This window comes from Variovorax paradoxus (assembly GCA_016806145.1).
Classification (GTDB): Bacteria; Pseudomonadota; Gammaproteobacteria; order Burkholderiales; family Burkholderiaceae_C; genus Variovorax.
Genome location: CP063166.1, coordinates 6427043 through 6446552, shown reverse-complemented (window position 1 = coordinate 6446552; position 19510 = coordinate 6427043). Strand labels below are relative to the sequence as shown.

20 protein-coding genes are annotated in these 19510 nt (G+C 70.6%); 11 read left to right on the top strand and 9 right to left on the bottom strand.

The features are described from left to right. Nucleotides 1–45 precede the first annotated feature (45 nt). Complete coding sequence (gene dprA / locus INQ48_30200; protein QRF57507.1) at nt 46–1200, bottom strand: DNA-protecting protein DprA; 1155 nt, start codon at nt 1198–1200, stop codon at nt 46–48. A gap of 16 nt (nt 1201–1216) precedes the next feature. Next, entirely contained in the window at nt 1217–2434 is a 1218-nt protein-coding gene (locus INQ48_30195; protein ID QRF57506.1) for a LysM peptidoglycan-binding domain-containing protein, read from the bottom strand. Between the two features lie 160 nt (nt 2435–2594). On the opposite strand from INQ48_30195, the gene INQ48_30190 reads away from it, so the two are divergent. Genes INQ48_30190 through INQ48_30170 form a run of 5 tightly spaced genes read left to right on the top strand, consistent with a single transcriptional unit; the run spans nt 2595 to nt 5662 of the window. Further along, nucleotides 2595–3116 (top strand): peptide deformylase, encoded by a 522-nt coding sequence (locus INQ48_30190; GenBank protein ID QRF57505.1) that lies wholly within the window; start codon nt 2595–2597, stop codon nt 3114–3116. 3 nt (nt 3117–3119) lie between these two features. Further along, a complete protein-coding gene (locus tag INQ48_30185; protein QRF57504.1) occupies nt 3120–3623 on the top strand; it encodes a hypothetical protein in 504 nt (167 codons plus the stop codon). Beyond that, nucleotides 3620–4579, top strand: coding sequence for a methionyl-tRNA formyltransferase (locus INQ48_30180; protein QRF57503.1), 960 nt, complete (start codon nt 3620–3622; stop codon nt 4577–4579). Before INQ48_30185 ends, INQ48_30180 begins: the two co-directional genes overlap by 4 nt. A 7-nt stretch (nt 4580–4586) precedes the next feature. Beyond that, nucleotides 4587–5327 carry an AzlC family ABC transporter permease gene (locus tag INQ48_30175; protein ID QRF57502.1) on the top strand — a complete coding sequence of 247 codons (741 nt, stop codon included), beginning with the start codon at nt 4587–4589 and terminating at the stop codon, nt 5325–5327. Next, entirely contained in the window at nt 5324–5662 is a 339-nt protein-coding gene (locus tag INQ48_30170) for an AzlD domain-containing protein (GenBank protein QRF57501.1), read from the top strand. The genes INQ48_30175 and INQ48_30170 overlap by 4 nt, the downstream gene beginning before the upstream one ends. Here the strand turns inward: INQ48_30170 and INQ48_30165 are convergent. The 7 genes from INQ48_30165 to INQ48_30135 are packed head-to-tail and all read right to left on the bottom strand — an operon-like array spanning nt 5646 to nt 12172. After that, entirely contained in the window at nt 5646–6590 is a 945-nt protein-coding gene (locus INQ48_30165; protein QRF57500.1) for an NAD(P)-dependent oxidoreductase, read from the bottom strand. The genes INQ48_30170 and INQ48_30165 overlap by 17 nt on opposite strands. Nucleotides 6591–6627: 37 nt before the next feature. After that, the gene (locus INQ48_30160; protein ID QRF57499.1) at nt 6628–7611 is read right to left on the bottom strand and encodes a tripartite tricarboxylate transporter substrate binding protein; all 984 of its coding nucleotides are present in this window, start codon (nt 7609–7611) and stop codon (nt 6628–6630) included. A 47-nt stretch (nt 7612–7658) separates the two neighbouring features. Continuing rightward, nucleotides 7659–8633 carry an MBL fold metallo-hydrolase gene (locus INQ48_30155; GenBank protein ID QRF57498.1) on the bottom strand — a complete coding sequence of 325 codons (975 nt, stop codon included), beginning with the start codon at nt 8631–8633 and terminating at the stop codon, nt 7659–7661. Further along, complete coding sequence (locus tag INQ48_30150; GenBank protein QRF57497.1) at nt 8630–8839, bottom strand: DUF2783 domain-containing protein; 210 nt, start codon at nt 8837–8839, stop codon at nt 8630–8632. Before INQ48_30150 ends, INQ48_30155 begins: the two co-directional genes overlap by 4 nt. Beyond that, a complete protein-coding gene (locus tag INQ48_30145) occupies nt 8836–10497 on the bottom strand; it encodes an FAD-dependent monooxygenase (GenBank protein QRF57496.1) in 1662 nt (553 codons plus the stop codon). Before INQ48_30145 ends, INQ48_30150 begins: the two co-directional genes overlap by 4 nt. Nucleotides 10498–10512: 15 nt before the next feature. Then, complete coding sequence (locus tag INQ48_30140; protein QRF57495.1) at nt 10513–11634, bottom strand: alpha/beta hydrolase; 1122 nt, start codon at nt 11632–11634, stop codon at nt 10513–10515. After that, on the bottom strand, nt 11627–12172 hold the full coding sequence (locus tag INQ48_30135) for a VOC family protein (GenBank protein QRF57494.1): 546 nt from the start codon (nt 12170–12172) through the stop codon (nt 11627–11629). The genes INQ48_30140 and INQ48_30135 overlap by 8 nt, the downstream gene beginning before the upstream one ends. Before the next feature lie 106 nt (nt 12173–12278). Between INQ48_30135 and INQ48_30130 the strand changes: the two genes are divergently transcribed. The 6 genes from INQ48_30130 (at nt 12279) to INQ48_30105 (ending at nt 19330) form a co-directional block, all read left to right on the top strand. Continuing rightward, nucleotides 12279–13187, top strand: coding sequence for a LysR family transcriptional regulator (locus INQ48_30130; protein QRF57493.1), 909 nt, complete (start codon nt 12279–12281; stop codon nt 13185–13187). Between the two features lie 102 nt (nt 13188–13289). Continuing rightward, nucleotides 13290–14483 carry a phosphoglycerate kinase gene (locus INQ48_30125; GenBank protein ID QRF57492.1) on the top strand — a complete coding sequence of 398 codons (1194 nt, stop codon included), beginning with the start codon at nt 13290–13292 and terminating at the stop codon, nt 14481–14483. 100 nt (nt 14484–14583) lie between these two features. Continuing rightward, entirely contained in the window at nt 14584–16032 is a 1449-nt protein-coding gene (pyk, locus tag INQ48_30120) for a pyruvate kinase (GenBank protein QRF57491.1), read from the top strand. A 228-nt stretch (nt 16033–16260) separates the two neighbouring features. Continuing rightward, complete coding sequence (locus tag INQ48_30115) at nt 16261–17190, top strand: alpha/beta hydrolase (protein ID QRF57490.1); 930 nt, start codon at nt 16261–16263, stop codon at nt 17188–17190. Nucleotides 17191–17256: 66 nt separating this feature from the next. Further along, complete coding sequence (locus tag INQ48_30110) at nt 17257–18321, top strand: fructose-bisphosphate aldolase class II (protein QRF57489.1); 1065 nt, start codon at nt 17257–17259, stop codon at nt 18319–18321. A 103-nt stretch (nt 18322–18424) separates the two neighbouring features. Next, complete coding sequence (locus tag INQ48_30105) at nt 18425–19330, top strand: phosphoribosylaminoimidazolesuccinocarboxamide synthase (GenBank protein ID QRF57488.1); 906 nt, start codon at nt 18425–18427, stop codon at nt 19328–19330. Nucleotides 19331–19510 lie beyond the last annotated feature (180 nt).

Here is a 19510-nt window from a genome sequence, read left to right as displayed (position 1 = left end):
TGCGCGACGGTGGCGGGTGGTGCGCGGCCGTGCGCCGTCGTGCGTTCAGGCCGCGCCCATGCGCTGGAACAGCCCGCCCGGCAGGCGCGCCACGCGGCCATCGAGCTCGAGCTCGAGCATGCGGGCCTGCAGCGCCGCGGCACTCCAGCCGGTGCGCGCGCCGAGCGCATCGAGACTCACCGGATCGAAACCCAGCGCCTCGAGCAACGGATCCCCGTGGGTCGTGTCGCCGTTCCATGGCGTGAAGGTGTCGGGCGACGGCTGCCGCGCCACGGGCTGCAATTCCTCGAGGATGTCGGCCACCGACTCGACCAGCTTCGCGCCCTGGCGGATCAGTGCGTGGCAGCCGCGCGACTGTGGCGAGTGGATCGAGCCGGGGATCGCGAACACGTCCTTGCCCTGTTCGGAGGTGAGCCGCGCCGTGATCAGCGAGCCCGAGGCGAGCGCCGCCTCGACCACCAGCGTGCCGCGCGCGAGTCCTGCGATCAGCCGGTTGCGCTTCGGAAAGTTCTGCGTGAGCGGCGGCGTGCCGAGCAGGAACTCGCTGACGATCAGGCCCTGCTGCGTGATGCGCTGCGCGAGCTCGCGATGCCGCGCCGGATAGACGCGGTCGAGTCCGGTACCGACCACCGCCACCGTGGCCAGCCGCGGCCCGGCGCCCGCGGCATCGGCCGCATCGAGCGCACCCTGGTGCGCGGCGCCGTCCACGCCGAGCGCCAGGCCCGAGATCACCGGCAGGCCGGCCTCGCCGAGCGCGCGGCCAAAGGCGCGCGCGTTCGAGGCGCCCTGCGGCGTCGGGTTGCGGCTGCCGACCACGGCGAGGCTGTGGTCGAGCTGGGTCAGGTCGAAGGCTTCGGCGCCCAGCACGTGCAGCATCAGTGGCGGGTCGGCGGTCTCGAGCAGCGAGCGCGGATAGCCGGGGTCGCCGAGCGTGACGATGCGGCGCACCACCGCATCCGGGCCGTCCTCGCGCTGGCGCAGCCACAGCTGGGTCTGGTCGATCAGCGCCTGCAGGTTGGCCGGCATCTGCCGCAGCGCCGCGGCCTGCGCTTCGCTCACCACCTGCTGCAGCGCGGCCTCGGTCTGGCCGAAGACGTCTGCCGGCAGGCCGAACGCGGCCAGCAGGCGACGGGCGGTGCCGTCGCCGATGCCCGGCGTCATCGACAGCCGCAGCCAGCCCGCGAGTTCTGCGCGGTCCACGCGGGAACCGGGTGGGTCAGGGGTTGACGATGAAGTCGCCGGCGCGCGGGGTGTCGTTGATTTCGAGCACCAGCGCGTACGAGACCTTCTCGAAGGGGCGGAACACCATCAGCAGGCCGATGCGTTCGTTCGGCAGCTTGATGGTTTCCTTCTTCTCGCCGGTGCGGTCGAGGATGGTCTCGCCGTTCTTGAGGATCGCCAGCACGTGGCCGCTGTCGATGCCGTCGCGCGTGCCCTTGTTGATGGCCACCACCTGGTTCTGCGCCGCGAACTGCACCGCGTTGCCGTAGACCGACACGATGCGGCCCTCGACCTGCGTGGACGGCGCGCGCGGCGCGTAGCTCAGCAGCTGGCGCGGCGGCTCGGGCAGCAGGCGGTCGCCGGCGCGGATTTCCTCGCGCGCCGCGATCACGTCGACGGTGGCGGGCACGACCGTGATGTAGTCCTTGTCGTCCTTGGTCTCGACCGTGGTCGATTCGCCACGCTGCAGCCGGACCTTGCCCAGGTACTGGGCTTCGTAGCCGAGGATCTCGCCGGTGCCGGGGTCCTTGAGCGGCGTGGCGCTGCGGAACACGCGGTAGTGCTGCAGCGGGCCCGGGACCTCGACCAGCGGCGTATCTTTCTCGCCGCGCGCGTAGGCGCGGTCGCCGCGCGACAGCAGCACGCGGCTGTCGTTGCCGGCCACGATGCGCGGCGCGGCCTGCAGCGTGTTCTCGTCGACCACGATCGGTTCGCTGAGGAAGGGCTCGATCAGGCTCGGGTTGAGCGTGGGCAGCGCCATGCCGGCCAGCGAGTCGAAGCGGGTGCGCGGCGTCAGCTTGATGGTGCCGCCCTCGCCGCCGCCGGCGCCGCGGCGCGTGGTGAGGCGGGCGCGGCCGCCGCTCTTGTCGAGGTAGAGCACCTGGCCCGGGTAGATGCGATGCGGGTTCGCGATCTCGTTGATGTTCATGCCCCAGAGCTCGGGCCAGCGCCAGGGGCGCAGCAGGTACAGGCGCGAGATGGCCCAGAGCGTGTCGCCGGGCTTGACCGTGTACTCGTCGGGCGCGTTGGGCGCCAGCTCGCTCAGCGGCACGCCGGCCTGGGCGGTCTGCTGGGCCGTGGCGCGCTGCTGCGGGGTGATCGGATAATTCTGCGCCCAGGCCGTGGTGCCGACGCCACCCGCCGCAACGACCGCGAGGGCTGCCAGGGAGGCGGAGAGGTTCGGGCGTCGGGCCGGGATTGGGAGCTTTTTCATGTCTGGATGGGTGAGCGCGCGACGTATCGCGGCGCATACGAATCTCACAATTTGCTACGAATTCTGGCGCCAAGCCCCCGGAAGGGCAACGTTTATCCGGCAAACGCGCGGCCTGGAGCCGCCGAATTGGCGAAAATAGCCACAACTTCCCCCCGATTTCATGGCCAAACGAATCATTCTGAGTTACCCGGACAAGCGCCTGCACACGGTGGCCAAGCCCGTGCAGGGCGTGGACGCGCGCATCAAGGCCCTGGTCGCCGACATGCTCGAGACCATGTACGACGCCAACGGCATCGGCCTGGCCGCCACCCAGGTCAACGTGCATGAACGGGTCGTGGTCATCGACGTGTCGGAAGAGCGCGACCAGCCGCTGGTGCTGATCAACCCCGAGATCACCTGGGCCAGCGACGACAAGATCGTCAACGAGGAAGGCTGCCTCTCGGTGCCCGGCATCTACGACGGCGTCGAGCGTTCGACCTCGGTCAAGGTGCAGGCGCTCGACCTCGACGGCGAGCTGCGCAGCCTCGAGGCCGACGGCCTCCTGGCCGTGTGCATCCAGCACGAGCTCGACCACCTGCTGGGCAAGGTCTTCGTCGAATACCTGTCGCCGCTCAAGCGCAACCGCATCAAGAGCAAGCTGCTCAAGCAGCAGCGCGAGGACGTGCGCGAAGGCAGGGCCTGACCGATGCGCGTCGGTGCCTCGACCCGCCTGCCCCTTCTCTGCGCCGCCGTCCTGCTGGCGCTCGCCGGCTGCGCCAGCGAACCCACCCGCATCGTCCCCGGCACCTCGGCCGCCGAAACCCTGCAGCGCCTGGGCGAGCCCACGGGCCGCTATCCGCTGAACGGCGGCGGCGAACGGCTGCAGTACTCGCGCACGCCGGCCGGCTTCGAGGTCACCGACATCGACGTCGACGCCGCCGGCAAGGTGGTCTCGGTGACCCAGGTGCTCGACGAGCGCCGCTTCGACCATGACATCCAGGTCGACAAGTGGCGCCAGAACGACGTCATGGCCTTCTACGGCCGCCCCTACGAGATCCGCCGCGTGACCTCCTTCGACGGCAACGTCTGGACCTGGCGCTACAAGGCGGTGAACGAGCGCCGCCTGCTCCACATCTACATCGACCCCGCCGGCGTGGTGCGGCGCTATCACACGGGCGACGACCTCGACATCGATCGGCTGCGCTGGTGAGCCCGCTGCGCGTCGTTTTCGCGGGCACGCCCGAGTTCGCGCGCGTCGCGCTGGAGGCCATCGCGGCCGCCGGCCACGATGTGGCGCTGGTGCTGACCCAGCCCGACCGCCCGGCCGGCCGCGGCATGAAGCTGCAGGCCTCGCCGGTCAAGCAGTGCGCGCTGGCCAACGGCTGGCCCGTGGCGCAGCCGCGCAGCCTGCGGCTGGACGGCAAGTACCCCGACGAGGCCGCCGCCGCGCGCGAGGCCCTGCTCGCGGCGCATGCCGACGTGATGGTGGTCGCGGCCTACGGCCTGATCCTGCCGCAGTGGGTGCTCGACCTGCCGCGCCTGGGCTGCCTCAACATCCACGCCAGCCTGCTGCCGCGCTGGCGCGGCGCCGCGCCGATCCACCGCGCCATCGAGGCCGGCGACGCGCGCACCGGCATCACGATCATGCAGATGGACGCCGGCCTCGACACCGGCGACATGCTGTCGGTCGAGGCGCTCGAGATCGGCGAGGACAACACCGCCCGCCTGCACGACCGGCTGGCCGCGCTCGGCGGCCGCATGATCGTCGCGGCGCTGGCCGGTGCCGCCGAGGGCCGGCTGGTGCGCACGCCGCAGCCGGCCGAGGGCGTGACCTACGCCAACAAGGTCGAGAAGCAGGAAGCGCTGATCGACTGGCAGCGGCCCGCCGCCGAGATCGTGCGCCGCATCCGCGCCTTCGATCCCTTCCCCGGCGCCAACAGCCCGCTCGAGAACGAGACCATCAAGCTCTGGGCCGCGCATGCCGTGTCCGGCACGGTCTCCGACGCGCCCGGCACCATCCTCGCGGTGACCGGCGACGGCATCGCGGTGGCGGCCGCCGACGCGGTTGTGACCGTCACCGAGCTCCAGCGCCCGGGCGGCAAGCGCCTGGGTGTCGCCGATTTCCTGCGCGGTTTCGACCTCAAGACCGGCCAGGTGTTCGGGTGAGCGCCTGATGTTCCTGTCGGCCGCCATCCGGCGCCGCCCGCAGTTCCGCGTGGGCGTGCGCGACATGACCCCCGTGGCGCTGGGCATCGGCGCCTGGGGCCTGATGACCGGCGTGGCCATGGTCAAGTCGAACATGAGCGTGCTCGAGGCCGTGGCGATGACCCTGCTGGTCTACGCGGGCAGCTCGCAGCTCGCGGCCATTCCGCTGCTGTTCGCGGGCGCGCCGGCCTGGGTGATCCTGGCGACCGGCTTCTGCGTCAATCTGCGCTTCGTGGTCTTCAGCCTGCACCTGCGGCCCTACCTGATGCACATGCCGCGCTGGCGCCGCATGCTGCACGGCTACCTCACGGCCGACATGAGCTATGCGCTGTACACGAAGCAGTACCCGGCGCCGCCGGTCACCGACGAGGAACGGCTCGCGCAGGAGGCCTACCTCACGGGCAACTACGCCGTGACCTGGTGCGCCTGGATGGGCATGAGCCTCCTGGGCATCGCGCTGGCCAACCTGATCCCGCAGAGCTGGGGCCTGGGCTTCGCGGGTGTGCTGAGCCTGGTGGCGATCGTCTGCTCGATGGCCACGACGCGGCTGCGCATCCTCGCGGCGCTGATCGCGGGCGCCACGGCGGTCGCGGCCTATGCGCTGCCGCTCAAGCTCAACATCGTGGCCGCCATCGGCGTGGCCGTGCTGCTGTGCTTCTGGCTCGAGAAGCAGTTCGGCCTCGACCCCGAGGCGGAGGACGACAAGTGAAGGGCGAGACCGACTTCTGGACGCTCGCCGTGATCGTCGGCCTCGCCGGCGTCACCGTGCTCACGCGCTGCTTCTTCTTCATCCTCGACCGGCCCTGGGGCCTGCCCGAATGGGCGCACCGCGCGCTGCACTACGCGCCGGCCGCCGCGCTGGCCGGCGTGATCGCGCCCGAGATCGTGATGACGCAGGGCCACCTGATCACCTCGCTGCACGACGCGCGCATCTACGCCACCGTGGTCGGTGCGGCCTACTACTACTGGCGCCGCGGCGTGCTCGGCACCATGCTGGCCGGCATGGCGGTGTACCTGCCGCTGCACCTCATCTGGGGCTGGTAGCCGAGCGGATCTCGGTGCCGGCCTCGGTCTCGACCCAGCGCACCAGCTCGCTCACGCTCACGCCGGGACCGCGCGCCGCATCGGCCTGCTGCCACAGCCGGCGGCCCTCCTCGCTGATCGGCGCCGGCATGCCGAGCTCGCGCGCCAGGTCGACCGCGATGCCCATATCCTTGAGCATCAGCTCGAGCTTGAACGGATCGTCGAAGCTGCGGCTGATCACGCGCTGGTGGATGTGCGTGCGCGTGATCCACGAGCCGCCGGTGGCCTCGTTGAGCACGTCGGTCATCACGGCCGGATCGAGCCCGGCGCGGGTGCCGATCGCCAGCCCCTCGGCCGTGGCCGTGAGCGTGACGGCGGTGATCAGGTTGTTGAGGCACTTCATGGTGTGGCCGGCGCCGAGCGCGCCCAGGTGGAACACCGCGCGGCCCATCGCATCGAGCAGCGGGCGCGCCCGCGCCACGTCGGCTTGTGCGCCGCCGACCATGAACACCAGCTCGGCCGCCTGCGCGCCCCAGGCCGCGCCCGAGACCGGCGCGTCGACCATCGCGATGCCGCCTTCGGCCAGCCGCGCCGCGGTCTCGCGCGTGATCCACGGTTCGGCCGAGGAGGTGTCGAGCAGCAGGCCGCCGCGCGCCCAGCCCGCGAGCAGGCCGTCGTCGGCGAACACCACCTCGCGCACCACGCGGCCGTTGGGCAGCATGGTCACGATGACGTCGCTGTGCGCCGCCACCTCGCGCAGGCTGGCGCGCGCCGTGATGCCGGGCTGCGACTCGGCGAGCCGCTGCGCCGCGCCGGGCGCGAGGTCGTAGACCGAGACCGCGTGGCCGGCGCGCGCCAGATGGCCGGCCATGGGCGCGCCCATGACGCCGAGGCCGATGAAGCCGACGCGCTCGCGCGCGGTCGAAGCGGGGGATGGTTCGTTGGACATGAATGAGAGAGAAAAAGCAGTCGGATGAAGAGCGTGTTCAGTCGAGCTGCACGCCCGAAGTCTTGATGACCTGGCCCCAGTACGCGCTCTGCGAACGCGCCATCTCCTGGAACTCCTTCGGCGTGCCGGGCAGCGCCTCGAAGCCGAATTCGCTGAACACCTGCTGGATGCGCGGCGTCTGCAGCGCCTTGTGCAGCTCGGCGTTGAGCCGGTTCACCACCTCGGGCGGCATGCCGGCCGGGCCGATCAGGCCGTGGAAGGCGAAGGCGTTGACCTCCGGATAGCCGAGCTCGGCGAAGGTCGGCACGTCGGGCAGGCCCTTGGCGCGCTGCGGCAGCGCGATCGCGAGCGCGCGCAGCTTGCCGGTCTTGAGATAGGGCAGCGCGGCCGTGAGGTCGAGCATCATCATCGGCACCTGGCCGCCCATGATGTCCTGCAGCGCCGGCGCGCCGCCCTTGTAGGCCACGTGCGTGATCGACAGGCCGGCCTTCTGCTTGAACAGCTCCATCGCCATGTGGTGCGGCGTGCCGATGCCGGGCGAGGCGTAGTTGGTCTTGTCGCCGTTGGCCTTCACGTAGGCGACGAAGTCCTTGAGGGTCTTGCCCTGGAAGTCGGGCCGCACCACCAGTGCCAGCGGAATGCGGCCGATGGCGCCGATGTAGGTGAAGTCGCTCGCGGGCTTGTAGGGCAGCTTGGCGAACATGTGCTCGTTGAACAGCAGCGCCGCGTTCTCGGCCTGCATGATCGTGTAGCCATCGGGCTTCGACTGCATCAGCAGGCCGACCGCGATGTTGGTGGAGGCGCCCGGCCGGTTGTCGATCACCACCGGCTGGCCCAGCGAGGGCTGCATCGCATCGGCGAGCTGGCGCGCGATGTTGTCGGTGCCGCCGCCCGCGGCATAGGGCACCAGCCACTTGATCGGCTGGTTGGGATAGGGCCCGCTCTGGGCCGACGCGAGGCTGGCGCCGGCCAGCGCGAAGGCGGCGAGCACGGGGGCGATCAGGGGCAGGAAGCGCTTCATCGGTTTGTCTCCGGGGTGGTTTTTTCTTCAGGGGAAATCGTGGTGGCCTACGCGTGCAGCGTCTGCCATAGTTCGCGGTCGCGCTCGGCGGTCCACACCACCGGGTGCTCGATGCCGCGCAGCTCGTCGTAGGCGCGCGAGACGTCGAAGGGCAGCACGTGCTGGAACACCGGCCACTGGCCGAAGCGCGGCTTCATCGCGGCCTCGGCGCGCGCGAAGCAGCCCTTGAGCGGCTCGCCCGCGGCGATGCCGGCGCGCACGCTGTCGAGCAGGGTCGAGAGGAAGGCCTGGGTCAGGTCGATCGCCTCGGCGCAGGCGGCCTCGCCCTGCAGCACCGCGCCGCGGCCCGGCACCAGCACGCGCGGGCGCAGCGCGCGCACCGCGTCGAGCGTGCCGGCCCAGTCGCCGATGTAGGCATCGCCCGCGTACACGCCGCAGTGGTTCTCGACCACGTCGCCCGAGAACAGCAGGCCGCAATCGGGCAGCCAGGCGACGGTGTCGCCGCTCGAATGGCCGCGGCCCAGCGCCATCAGCCGCAGCTCGCGGCCGGTGCCGGGGCGCGGGCCGAGCCACAGGCTCATCTCGTTCTGGAAGCTCAGCGTCGGCCAGGTCAGGCCCGGGATTTCCTCGAGGCCCGCGAACAGGCGCGGGAAGCGGCCCACCTCCGAATCGAAGTCGGCCTGGCCGCGCGTGCGGATCCAGTCGAGCGTGCCCGCGCTCGCGACGATCTGCTCGACCTCGTCGAAGGCGCTCGCGCCCATCACGCGCACCGCGTGGTAGTGGGTCAGCACGATGGTCTTGATCGGCTTGTCGGTCACCGTGCGGATGGCCGCGAGGAAATCGCGCGCCATGCGCGGCGTGGGGCGGGTGTCGATCAGCACCACCTGCTCGTCGCCGACCACGAAGCCGCAGTTGGGATCGAAGTCGCTGATGTAGCCGAAGGCGCCGGGCGCGAGCTCGCGCAGCTGCGGCTTCTGCTCGCGGGTGTCGGAGGCGGAGGCGAAGGAAACGTTGGCGGTCATGCGGGGTGGGGGCTCGTGGAATGTTCTTCTTCGGCGGCCGCGCGGATGCAGGCCAGCAGCACCGCCTGGTCGGCGCACTGGTTGGCCAGCAGCAGCACGAGGCGGGCGTTGAGATCGGCGCTCTGCGCCTCGCTGCGACCTTCGTGCGCGGCCAAGAGCGCGGCATAGAAGCCGTCGGGATCGGGGATGCGGAGTTCGGTGTTCATGGCGCGGGATCGAGGGGGAGGGCCAGGGCGGTGCGGACGGCTTCGGCGATGGCCTCCGGCGTGGCCTGCGCGAGCACGCGGGCGCGATAGGCATCGGGGCGCACCAGCACGAAGCTGCCGGGCTCGCCCGCGCCGACATGGGCCGCGAGCCGCTCGTCGTGCTGCAGCGCGGGCAGGCCATGGTCCGTGCCGCCGACCGCGAGCAGGCGCAGCGGCAGTCCCGCCGTCGCATCGAGCGCGGCCCGTGCCGCATCCGCCGTGGGTGCGAACCACAGGCCGATGCAGCGCGTGTCCTCGGCCAGCAGCTGCATCAGCGTGGTCTCGCGGCCATCGGCCCGGCGCAGCGGCAGGTTCTGCACCGTGCGGCCGCCCGCGGGCAGCTGCGGCGCGACGGGGTAGTCGTTGGCCACCGACATGCGCCCGGTGTTCACCAGGGCGCGCGCGAACGGAAAGCGCGCGGCCAGTGCGACCACGGCGCGGCGCAGCGTGTGCTCGGCCGGCGAGCGCGGCGCGAGGAAGCGCGCCGAGCGGCTCGTGACCCGCAGGTTCTCGCGCGCGGCCGGCTGGCGCTCGGCGTCGTAGCTGTCGAGCAGCGCGTCGCCGGCCTGGCCCCGCGCCACCAGTGCGAGCTTCCAGCCGAGGTTGGCCGCGTCCTGGATGCCGCTGTTGCCGCCGCGCGCGCCGAAGGGGCTCACCACGTGCGCGGCATCGCCGATGAAGAACACGCGGCCATGGCGGAAGCGCTCGAGCAGGTGGTCGCGGTAGCCGTAGGGGCCGATCCAGACGAACTCGAACTCCACGCCCGGCCCGAGCTGCTCGCGCAGCCGCGCGCCCGCCACCTCGGGCCGGCTGATGTAGGCGGTGTCGCAGTCCTCGGGCATCTGGTAGTCGATGCGCCAGACGCCGTCGGCCATCAGGTGCTGCCAGACGCCGCGGCCCTCGTTGAAGGGCGCGTCGACCCAGGTCCAGCGCTCGGTCGGCAGCGGCTTGCGAAAGCGCACGTCGCTGATGCACCAGCGGTCGGTGCTGCGCGAGGCATGGGCCTCGATGCCGAGCCCGGTGCGGATCGCGCTGTTGGCGCCGGTGGCGTCGATCAGCCGGTCGGCCTCGATCGTGTAGCGGCCCGCGGGCGTCTCGACCTCGAGGCGCACGCCGTCGGCGATCGGTTCGACGCGCGTCACGCGGCTCTTCCAGCGCAGGTCGGTCAGGCCGAGCTCGAGGATGCGCTCGACCAGGAACCACTCGATGTAGAACTGCTGCAGGTTGATGAAGGGCGGCTGCCGCGAGACGCTGGCCGCCTGCAGGTTGAAGTTGTAGACCTCCTCCTCGCCCGAGAAGGTGCGCCCGAAGGACCAGGTGATGCCCTTGGCCGCGATGCGCTCGAAGATGCCCAGTCGCTCGAAGATCTCCAGGCTCTTCTGCGCATAGCAGATGCCGCGCGAGGAGGCGCCGCGCACGCCGACGGTGTCGTCCTCGTCGAGCAGCACGGCGCGCACGCCGCGCTGCGCGAGGTCGCAGGCCAGCGTGAGGCCCGAGGGGCCGGCGCCGACGATCACGAGCGGGTGGCGCACCACCTGGCCGCTGGCCAGCTCGGGCGGCGGCACGAAGGGCCAGCTCGGCAGTTCGTAGGCGGGCGCGAAAGCGAATTGTTCTTCCATGGCTTGCCTGCGTGACTAGAGCGAATGCGCGAATTCGGCGATCGCGTCGGCGGCCTGCGGCACCAGCTCCGGCTGGCCCGCGAGGTAGTGGTTGCCGCCGACGATGTCGACGTTGCGGATGCGCGCGCCGCCCGCGGCCAGCCAGGCATCGCGCGTGCTCGGGAAGGTCGACTGGTCGCCGGTGTAGGTCAGCAGCAGCTGGGGCACCGTGGTGCGCGCGAGGTTGGTCGGGCCGTCGGCCTGCGAGCGCGAGGACCACTGCGACAGGAAGGCCGTGAGCGAGGTGGTGCGGCCCATCGCGTTGGCCGAGTAGTTGACCTGGCGCGCATCGCCCCAGACGCTGCCGGGCAGGCGGTCGTTGGGGTCGAGCGAGAGATCGACGCAGCGCGGATCGGCGTGGGTGCGGTAGACGATGAAGGTCTGGTCGCGCGGCGCGCCCCCGGTGCCGCGCAGCAGCGCGAGCCGGTCGAGGCACCACTGCTCGATGCGCGCGAGCCGCGCCTGCTGCGCCGCGGAAAAGCGCGCGAGGAAATCGGCGTCGTAGGGCACGCGGTGGCGCGCGTCGTACATGTCGAGTTCGGGGTCCACCGACAGCGGGTCGTGCTCGTCGGTGACCGAGGGATCGATCCAGTCGCGCATCAGCCGCGTGCGGCCCAGGTGCGCGGCACACAGCGCGATGCCGTCGACCGGCGGCAGGTCGTCGGGGTGCAGGTGGGTGGGGTCGCCATCGGCGAAGCGCGTGGCCGTGAGCCGCTCGGCCTGTGCCTGGTAGAAGGCCGCGAGCGCGGCGCCGCCCGAGTTGCCGACCAGGAACACCTTCTCGTAGCCGGCCGCGCGCAGGTACTGCACGCCGGCGCCCAGGTCCTGGATCGCGCGTTCCATCAGCAGCACCGTGTCGTTGCCGACGTAGCGCGAGTTGAGCCCCATGCAGCAGATGCCGCGCTCGGCCAGCGGCGCGATCAGGTAGTGGCCCATGAAGTTGCTGGTGGGATGCATCACGATCGCCGCGATGCGCTTCGGACCCGCGGGCGCGCGGTACGCGCCGTAGATGCGCGGGCGCAGCATCTGCAGGCCCGACTGGCTCTCGAGCGCCGCGCCGGGCTTGACGTCGATGACGGCGAGTTGCAGTTCAGGCATCGGCCGTGCCCTTCGCTGCCAGCAGCTGCGCCTTGCGCGCGGTCCAGGCGTCGAGGTCGGCATGGGCGCGCAGCGCGTGCGCGTCCATCTCGGCCTGCGGCACGGTGGGCGTGGTCAGTTCCACGCGGATGCCGTTGGGGTCGAAGAAGTAGATCGACTCGATGATGTGGTGGTCGGTGATGCCCAGCACCTCGACGCCCGCGGCCTCGAGCCGGGCCTTGGCGGCCAGCAGGTCGGGCACGCCGTCCACGCGCAGCGCGATGTGGTTGACCCACGAGGGCGTGTTGGGCGAGGGCAGCGCGGCGATGTCGTCGCCGAGGTCGAAGAAGGCGATGAAGGAGCCGTCGCGCATCCGGAAGAAGATGTGGACGTAGGGGCAGTACTCGCCGGTGCTCGGCACGTGGTCGCTCTTGATCACGTGCACCAGCGGCAGGCCGAGCAGGTCCTCGTAGAAGCGGCGGGTTTCCTCGCTGTCGCGGCAGCGCCAGGCGAAATGGTGCAGGCCCCGGATCGGGGGCGCGGCGGATGGGGTCGGCATCGGGCTTGTCTCCGGGACGGCCATCGGGGCCGTCCGAGCCGGTATTGGGCGATGGCCGGACCTATGATGCAATCGAAATTAATTCATCGATTGATGAAATAGCCATATGAATCTGACCTTGCGCCAACTGCGCGCCTTCGCCGCCGTCGCCGAGACCGGCAGCTTCACCGCCGCCGCCCAGCAGCTGCACCTGACGCAGTCGGCGCTCAGCGTGCTGGTGCGCGAACTCGAACGCGAGATGGGCGTGCAGCTGCTCGACCGCCACACGCGGCGCGTGCTGCTGTCGGAGGCCGGGCGCGAGTTCCTGCCCTCGGTGCACCGGCTGCTCGGCGACCTCGCGGGCGCGGTGGCCGGCGTGACCGAGCTGCGCGACAAGAAGAAGGGCCTGCTGCGGCTGGCCGCGCCGCAGCTCATGGCCTGCACCCTGATGCCGCGCGTGATCGCGGTGTATCGCGCGCAATACCCCGACGTGGAGGTGCGGCTGGCCGACACCCTGCCCGAGCACCTGCTCGACGGCATCCTCGCGGGCGAGGTCGAGCTGGCCGTGGGGCAGGACCTCGAGGTCGACCCCGCGCTGATCGAGCGCCGCACGCTGCTGCGCGACCGCCACTGGCTGATCTGCCCGCCCGGCCATGCCTTCGAGGGGCGGCGCAAGGTGCGCTGGGCCGAGCTCGCGCCCTACACCTTCATCGCGCCCACGCGCGACTTCCGTCAGCGCGTGCTTCCCGAGCTCGCGAGCGCCGAGCGTGCCTGGATGCAGCGCCCCGGCACCCAGGAGGTGTCGTACATGACCACCGCGCTCGGCATGGTGGCCTCGGGGCTCGGACTGACCGTGTGCCCGACCTATTCGGCGCCGCTGGTGCAGGCGCACGGGCTGCGCATGGTGCGGCTGGAGGCGCCCGACTTCCACCGCGAGGTCTGCGTCTACGGCGCGGCGCGGCGTTCGCTGTCGCCCGCGGCGGCCAGCTTCGTGCAGATTCTGGAGCGCTTCGCCAGCGAGCGGGGCGAGGCCTGAGACCGCCTTCCGAAAAGCATCGGCCGGCGTCACGAGACGCACAGTCGCGCAGTGAGGCCCTACCTACAATGCGGGGCGACCCGTATCCATCCCATCCAGACCATGAACGTTCTTCGATTCACCGACCTCTGTGCCCAGGGCAAAGCCGCCGGCCAGCGCGTCTTCATCCGTGCCGACCTCAACGTGCCGCAGGACGATGCCGGCAACATCACCGAGGACACCCGCATCCGCGCCTCGGTGCCCTGCATCCAGCTGGCGCTCGATGCCGGTGCCGCGGTGATGGTCACCTCGCACCTGGGCCGCCCGACCGAGGGCGAGTTCAAGCCCGAGGATTCGCTGGCGCCGGTCGCGAAGCGCCTGGGCGAGCTGCTGGGCCGCGAGGTGCCGCTGGTCGCGAACTGGGTCGACGGCGTCGACGTGAAGCCGGGCCAGGTCGTGCTGCTCGAGAACTGCCGCCTCAACAAGGGCGAGAAGAAGAACGACGAGGCGCTCGCGCGCAAGCTCGCCGCGCTGACCGACATCTACGTCAACGACGCCTTCGGCACCGCGCACCGCGCCGAAGCCACCACCTACGGCATCGCGCAGTTCGCCAAGGTGGCGAGCGCCGGCCCACTGCTGGCGGCCGAGATCGACGCCATCACCAAGGCCCTGGCCCAGCCCAAGCGGCCGCTGGTGGCGATCGTCGCGGGCTCCAAGGTCAGCACCAAGCTCACCATCCTGCAGAGCCTGTCGGCCAACGTCGACCAGCTGATCGTCGGCGGCGGCATCGCCAACACCTTCCTGCTCGCGGCCGGCCTGAAGATCGGCAAGTCGCTGGCCGAGCCCGACCTGGTCGACCAGGCCAAGTCGGTGATCGAATCGATGCGCGCGCGCGGCGCCGACGTGCCGATCCCGGTCGACGTGGTCACGGCCAAGACCTTCGCGGCCGACGCGCCGGCCACCGTCAAGGCGGCCAGCGAGGTGGCCGACGACGACCTGATCCTCGACATCGGCCCGAAGACGGCCGCGCAACTGGCCGCGCAGCTGCGCGAGGCCGGCACCATCGTCTGGAACGGCCCGGTGGGCGTGTTCGAGTTCGACGCCTTCGCGGGCGGCACCAAGGCCATCGCCCAGGCGATCGCCGAGAGCAGCGCGTTCTCGATCGCCGGCGGCGGCGACACCCTCGCGGCGATCGCCAAGTACGGCATCGAGAAGGACGTGGGCTACATCTCGACCGGCGGCGGCGCCTTCCTCGAGGTGCTGGAGGGCAAGACCCTGCCGGCCTTCGAGATCCTGGCCAAGCGCGCCGCGGGCTGAGAGCGCGGAAGGCGCGCGCGGATGCCATCGATCCGCGCGGTGTCTTCCACGCGACACATAAATTGTATACAGTAGCGGATACAAAAACGGAGATAGATCCATGAGCACCGACCGCCTTCCCCGCCACGCCACCAAGATCGTCGCCACGCTCGGCCCCGCGTCGAGCACGCCCGAGCTGCTCGAGCAGATGATCATCCACAAGGTCAGCGTGGTCCGGCTCAACTTCAGCCACGGGACGGCGCAGGACCACATCGACCGCGCCACCATGGTCCGCGAGGCGGCGCGCAAGGCCGGCCGCGAGGTCGCGATCATGGCCGACCTGCAGGGCCCGAAGATCCGCGTGGGCAAGTTCGCGCAGGGCAAGATCTGGCTCGAGCCGGGCGCGAAGTTCGTGCTCGACGCCTCGCGCACCGAGCCCGGCGACATCGATGCCGTGGGCCTCGACTACAAGGACCTGCCGCGCGACGTGCGCGCCGGCGACCGGCTGCTGCTCAACGACGGCCTGATCGTGCTGGTGGTCGACGCCGTGCGCGGCGAGGCGGTGCACACCACCGTCAAGCTCGGCGGCGAGCTCTCGAACAACAAGGGCATCAACAAGCAGGGCGGCGGCCTCACGGCACCCGCGCTCACGGCCAAGGACATGGAGGACATCAAGACCGCCATGAGCTTCCAGGCCGACTACGTGGCCGTGAGCTTCCCGAAGAACGCGACCGACATGGAAATGGCGCGCCAGCTGTGCAACGTGGCGGCCGCCGAATACGGCCACAAGCCCGGGCTCATCGCGAAGATCGAGCGCGCCGAGGCGATCCCGCGGCTCGAGGAGATCCTGCGCGCCAGCGACGGCATCATGGTCGCGCGCGGCGACCTCGCGGTCGAGGTCGGCAATGCCGCGGTGCCGGCACTGCAGAAGAGGATGATCCGCATGGCGCGCGAGATGGACAAGGTGGCGATCACCGCGACCCAGATGATGGAGTCGATGATCACCAACCCCGTGCCCACGCGCGCCGAGGTCAGCGACGTGGCGAACGCGGTGCTCGACGGCACCGACGCCGTGATGCTCTCGGCCGAGACCGCCTCGGGCCGCTACCCACTCGAGACCGTGCAGGAGATGAGCCGCATCTGCGAAGCCGCCGAGGCAGCCGAAGACAAGCAGCTCGACGCCGACTTCAGCGGCCAGTCCTATGCGCGCATCGACCAGTCGATCGCCATGGGCGCGCTGTTCACCGCGCACCACCTGGGCGCCAAGGCCATCGTCGCGCTGACCGAGTCGGGCTCGACCCCGCTGTGGATGAGCCGCCACCGCGCCCACATCCCGATGTACGCGCTGACCTCGCGCCTGGCCACTCAGCGCAAGATGGCGCTCTACCGCAACGTGCGCCCGCTGCTGATGGATTCGGAAAGCGACCGCGACACCGCGCTCGAGCAGGCCGAGGCGCATCTGAAGAAGCGCGGCATCGTGCAGAGCGGCGACGTCTACGCGATCACCTGCGGCGAGCCGATGGGCGCGCCGGGCGGCACCAACATGCTGAAGATCTGCCGCGCGAGCTGAGTGCGGGCGTTGCGCAACAGGAAGCTGTAGGCATCGAGGGCGCGCACGCCGCCCAGGCGTGCCCGCGCGACCCGCCGGGCGTGCGCCAGATCCGGACCTTCGTCATGCCCGAGCAGGTGCTGTCGACGACACAGCGGCCTCTCTGACACGCGGCGCGCGCGCCATGCGTTGCAATCGGCGCTTCGTTGCGCCGCGAAACCGGCGCCCCTTCCCGCGCGTACCCCTTCGATGATCTTTCCCGTTCTTGCGTCGCTTCGCCGGCGGCGCCGTGCCCTGTCCACCGCCCTGGGCGTCGCCGCGGCCACCGTGCTCGCGGCCTGCTCGCCGATCAAGCTGCTCAACGGCCTGGTGCCCACCGACACCTACCAGTTCCAGGGCGACATCGCCTACGGGCCGGCGCCGCGCCAGCAGCTCGACGTCTACCAGCCGCTGCCGGCCACGGCGCCCGCGCGCGGCCGGCGGCCGCTGGTGGTGTTCTTCTTCGGCGGCACCTGGACCACCGGCGACCGCGAGAGCTACCGCTTCCTCGGCGAGGCGCTGGCCGCGCGCGGCGCGGTGGTGGTGGTGCCCGACTACGGCCTGTCGCCGCGCCACACCTACCCGGTGTTCGTGCGCGACAGCGCGCTGGTGGTGAAATGGGCGCTCGACAACGCGGCCCAGCTCGGGGCCGACCCGAAGCAGGTCTACGTGATGGGCCACAGCTCGGGCGGCTACAACGCGGCCATGGTCGCGCTCGACGGCCGCTGGCTCGGCGAACTCGGCGCCAGTCCGCGCCAGCTCGCGGGCTGGATCGGGCTGGCCGGGCCCTACGACTTCCTGCCCATCGGCGATCCGCAGACCCGCGTCGCCTTCGACTGGCCCCGCACGCCGGCCGATTCGCAGCCGCTCGCGCACGTCACGTCCGGCGCGCCGCGCACGCTGCTGATGGCCGCGGCCAAGGACAACCTGGTCTACCCCGAGCGCAACACCCTGCCGATGGCCGCCGCGCTGCGCGCCGCGGGCGTGCCGGTGGAGGTGCGCCTCTTCGACAACCTGAGCCACGTCACGCTGATGGGCGCCTTCGGCAAGCCCATCCAGTGGCTCGGCGGGCCGGTGCTGCCGCCGGTCGTCGAGTTCCTCGGGTTGCCGTCAGTCCCGTCCCACAAGGGCCCTCGGTAGAATCGCGGCAGTTTTCTCTCGTCTTTTCCCCGTCTTCTCACCCTATTTCCCGCGAGGTATTTCCCCATGGCACTCGTCTCGATGCGCGAACTGCTGGACCATGCAGCCGCCAACGGCTACGGCATTCCGGCCTTCAACGTCAATAACCTCGAACAGGTGCAGGCCGTGATGGAAGCCGCCAAGGAAGTCGGCGCGCCCGTGATCCTCCAGGCCAGCGCCGGCGCCCGCAAGTACGCCGGCGAAGCCTTCATCAAGCACCTGATCCAGGCCGCCATCGAGGCCTATCCGCAGATTCCGCTGGTGATGCACCAGGACCACGGCCAGAGCCCGGCCATCTGCCAGGGCGCCATCGACCTCGGCTTCTCGTCCGTGATGATGGACGGCTCGCTGCATGAAGACGGCAAGACGCCGGCTTCGTTCGACTACAACGTCGACGTGACCCGCAGGGTGGTGCAGCTGGCCCACAAGGTCGGCGTCACCGTCGAGGGCGAGCTGGGCTGCCTGGGCTCGCTCGAGACCGGCATGGCCGGCGAGGAAGACGGCATCGGCGCCGAGGGCGTGCTCGACCACTCGGCCCTGCTGACCGACCCCGAGGAAGCCGCCCAGTTCGTCAAGGCCACGCAGCTCGACGCGCTGGCCATCGCCATCGGCACCAGCCACGGCGCCTACAAGTTCACCCGCAAGCCCACCGGCGACATCCTGTCGATCTCGCGCGTGAAGGAAATCCACGCCCGCCTGCCCAACACCCACCTGGTGATGCACGGCTCGTCGTCGGTGCCGCAGGATCTGCTCGAGATCATTCGCAAGTACGGCGGCAACATGAAGGAAACCTACGGCGTGCCGGTCGAGGAGATCCAGGAAGCCATCAAGTACGGCGTGCGCAAGATCAACATCGACACCGACATCCGCCTCGCGATGACCGGCGCGGTGCGCAAGTTCCTGGCCGAGAACCCCGAGAAGTTCGACGCCCGTGAATGGCTCAAGCCCGCGCGCGAAGCCGCCAAGCAGATCTGCAAGCAGCGCTACATCGAGTTCGGCTGCGAAGGCCAGGCGCCCAAGATCAAGGGCGAATCGCTGCAGATCGTCGCCGCCAAGTACACCAAGGGCGAGCTCGCGCAAGAAGTGGTCTGAGCCGCTTGCCGTGAATACCCGGCCACCGCTCGCGGTGGCTTTTTTCTGCGCGCACAATCCGCTTCACCGTCCCCCCGTTTTTCACCGTCCGTTGTCCCTGCCCATGACCACCGTCCACACCTCCTCCATCCAGAGCCTGCCCCTGCTTGCGCGCGGGAAGGTGCGCGACAACTACGCGGTCGGCGAGGACCGCATCCTGATGGTCGCGAGCGACCGGCTCAGCGCCTTCGACGTGATCATGGGCGAGCCGATCCCCGGCAAGGGCGAGATCCTCACGCAGATGGCGCTGTGGTGGTTCGAGCGGCTCGGCCAGCTCTGTCCCAACCACCTGACCGGCGACGCGCCCGAGAGCGTGGTCAAGCCCGAGGAAGTCGCCCAGGTCACCGGCCGCTCGATGCTGGTCAAGCGCCTGAAGCCGATCCCGGTCGAGGCCGTGGTGCGCGGCTACCTGGCCGGCAGCGGCTGGAAGGAGTACCAGGAGTCGCGCGCGGTCTGCGGCGTGCCGCTGCCCGAGGGCCTGACCAACGCGAGCAAGCTGCCGCGCCCGATCTTCACGCCCGCGGCCAAGGCCGCGGCCGGCGAGCACGACGAGAACATCAGCTACGACCGCGTGGTCGAGATCGTCGGCCCCAAGCTCGCGCAGCAGATCCGCGAGACCAGCATCGCGATCTACGAGACCGCGGCCCAGATCGCGCTGGCCAAGGGCATGATCATTGCCGACACCAAGTTCGAGTTCGGCCTCGACGAGGCCGGCACGCTGGTGCTGATGGACGAGGTGCTCACGCCCGACAGCTCGCGCTACTGGCCGGTCGAGGGCTACGAGGCCGCGCTGGCCGCCGGCACCAACCCGCCGAGCTACGACAAGCAGTTCGTGCGCGACTGGCTCGAGGCCACCAAGATCAACGGCAAGCCCTGGGACAAGACGCCGCCGGCGCCGCGCCTGCCGGCCGAGGTGATCGAGAAGACCGCCGCCAAGTACCGCGAGGCGCTGGAGCGGTTGACGGCCTGAGCGGGCCGAGTTCCCGCCGCTGTCGCCGGCGCCGCCGGCATTCGCGCGCCGGCCTGTTTCGGGGCGATGGCGCGCACGTTCCACCGGTTTCCAGTCATCTGAATAGATGATGCGCCCGCTTCCGGCCGGTTCCATGATCCGGCCCGGACGCCTGCCCTGACAGGCGCCGCAGAGGAGCGA

Excerpts from the sequence above, each read along its gene's own strand:
- INQ48_30185 (QRF57504.1), top strand. The coding sequence starts at position 3,120 with ATGCGCGTCGGTGCCTCGACCCGCCTGCCCCTTCTCTGCGCCGCCGTC.
- INQ48_30135 (QRF57494.1), bottom strand. The coding sequence starts at position 12,172 with ATGCCGACCCCATCCGCCGCGCCCCCGATCCGGGGCCTGCACCATTTC.
- INQ48_30165 (QRF57500.1), bottom strand. The coding sequence starts at position 6,590 with ATGTCCAACGAACCATCCCCCGCTTCGACCGCGCGCGAGCGCGTCGGC.
- INQ48_30145 (QRF57496.1), bottom strand. The coding sequence starts at position 10,497 with ATGGAAGAACAATTCGCTTTCGCGCCCGCCTACGAACTGCCGAGCTGG.
- INQ48_30195 (QRF57506.1), bottom strand. The coding sequence starts at position 2,434 with ATGAAAAAGCTCCCAATCCCGGCCCGACGCCCGAACCTCTCCGCCTCC.
- pyk (QRF57491.1), top strand. The coding sequence starts at position 14,584 with ATGAGCACCGACCGCCTTCCCCGCCACGCCACCAAGATCGTCGCCACG.
- INQ48_30175 (QRF57502.1), top strand. The coding sequence starts at position 4,587 with ATGTTCCTGTCGGCCGCCATCCGGCGCCGCCCGCAGTTCCGCGTGGGC.
- INQ48_30160 (QRF57499.1), bottom strand. The coding sequence starts at position 7,611 with ATGAAGCGCTTCCTGCCCCTGATCGCCCCCGTGCTCGCCGCCTTCGCG.
- INQ48_30190 (QRF57505.1), top strand. The coding sequence starts at position 2,595 with ATGGCCAAACGAATCATTCTGAGTTACCCGGACAAGCGCCTGCACACG.
- INQ48_30140 (QRF57495.1), bottom strand. The coding sequence starts at position 11,634 with ATGCCTGAACTGCAACTCGCCGTCATCGACGTCAAGCCCGGCGCGGCG.
- INQ48_30115 (QRF57490.1), top strand. The coding sequence starts at position 16,261 with ATGATCTTTCCCGTTCTTGCGTCGCTTCGCCGGCGGCGCCGTGCCCTG.
- INQ48_30155 (QRF57498.1), bottom strand. The coding sequence starts at position 8,633 with ATGACCGCCAACGTTTCCTTCGCCTCCGCCTCCGACACCCGCGAGCAG.
- INQ48_30105 (QRF57488.1), top strand. The coding sequence starts at position 18,425 with ATGACCACCGTCCACACCTCCTCCATCCAGAGCCTGCCCCTGCTTGCG.
- INQ48_30130 (QRF57493.1), top strand. The coding sequence starts at position 12,279 with ATGAATCTGACCTTGCGCCAACTGCGCGCCTTCGCCGCCGTCGCCGAG.
- INQ48_30125 (QRF57492.1), top strand. The coding sequence starts at position 13,290 with ATGAACGTTCTTCGATTCACCGACCTCTGTGCCCAGGGCAAAGCCGCC.
- INQ48_30150 (QRF57497.1), bottom strand. The coding sequence starts at position 8,839 with ATGAACACCGAACTCCGCATCCCCGATCCCGACGGCTTCTATGCCGCG.
- INQ48_30110 (QRF57489.1), top strand. The coding sequence starts at position 17,257 with ATGGCACTCGTCTCGATGCGCGAACTGCTGGACCATGCAGCCGCCAAC.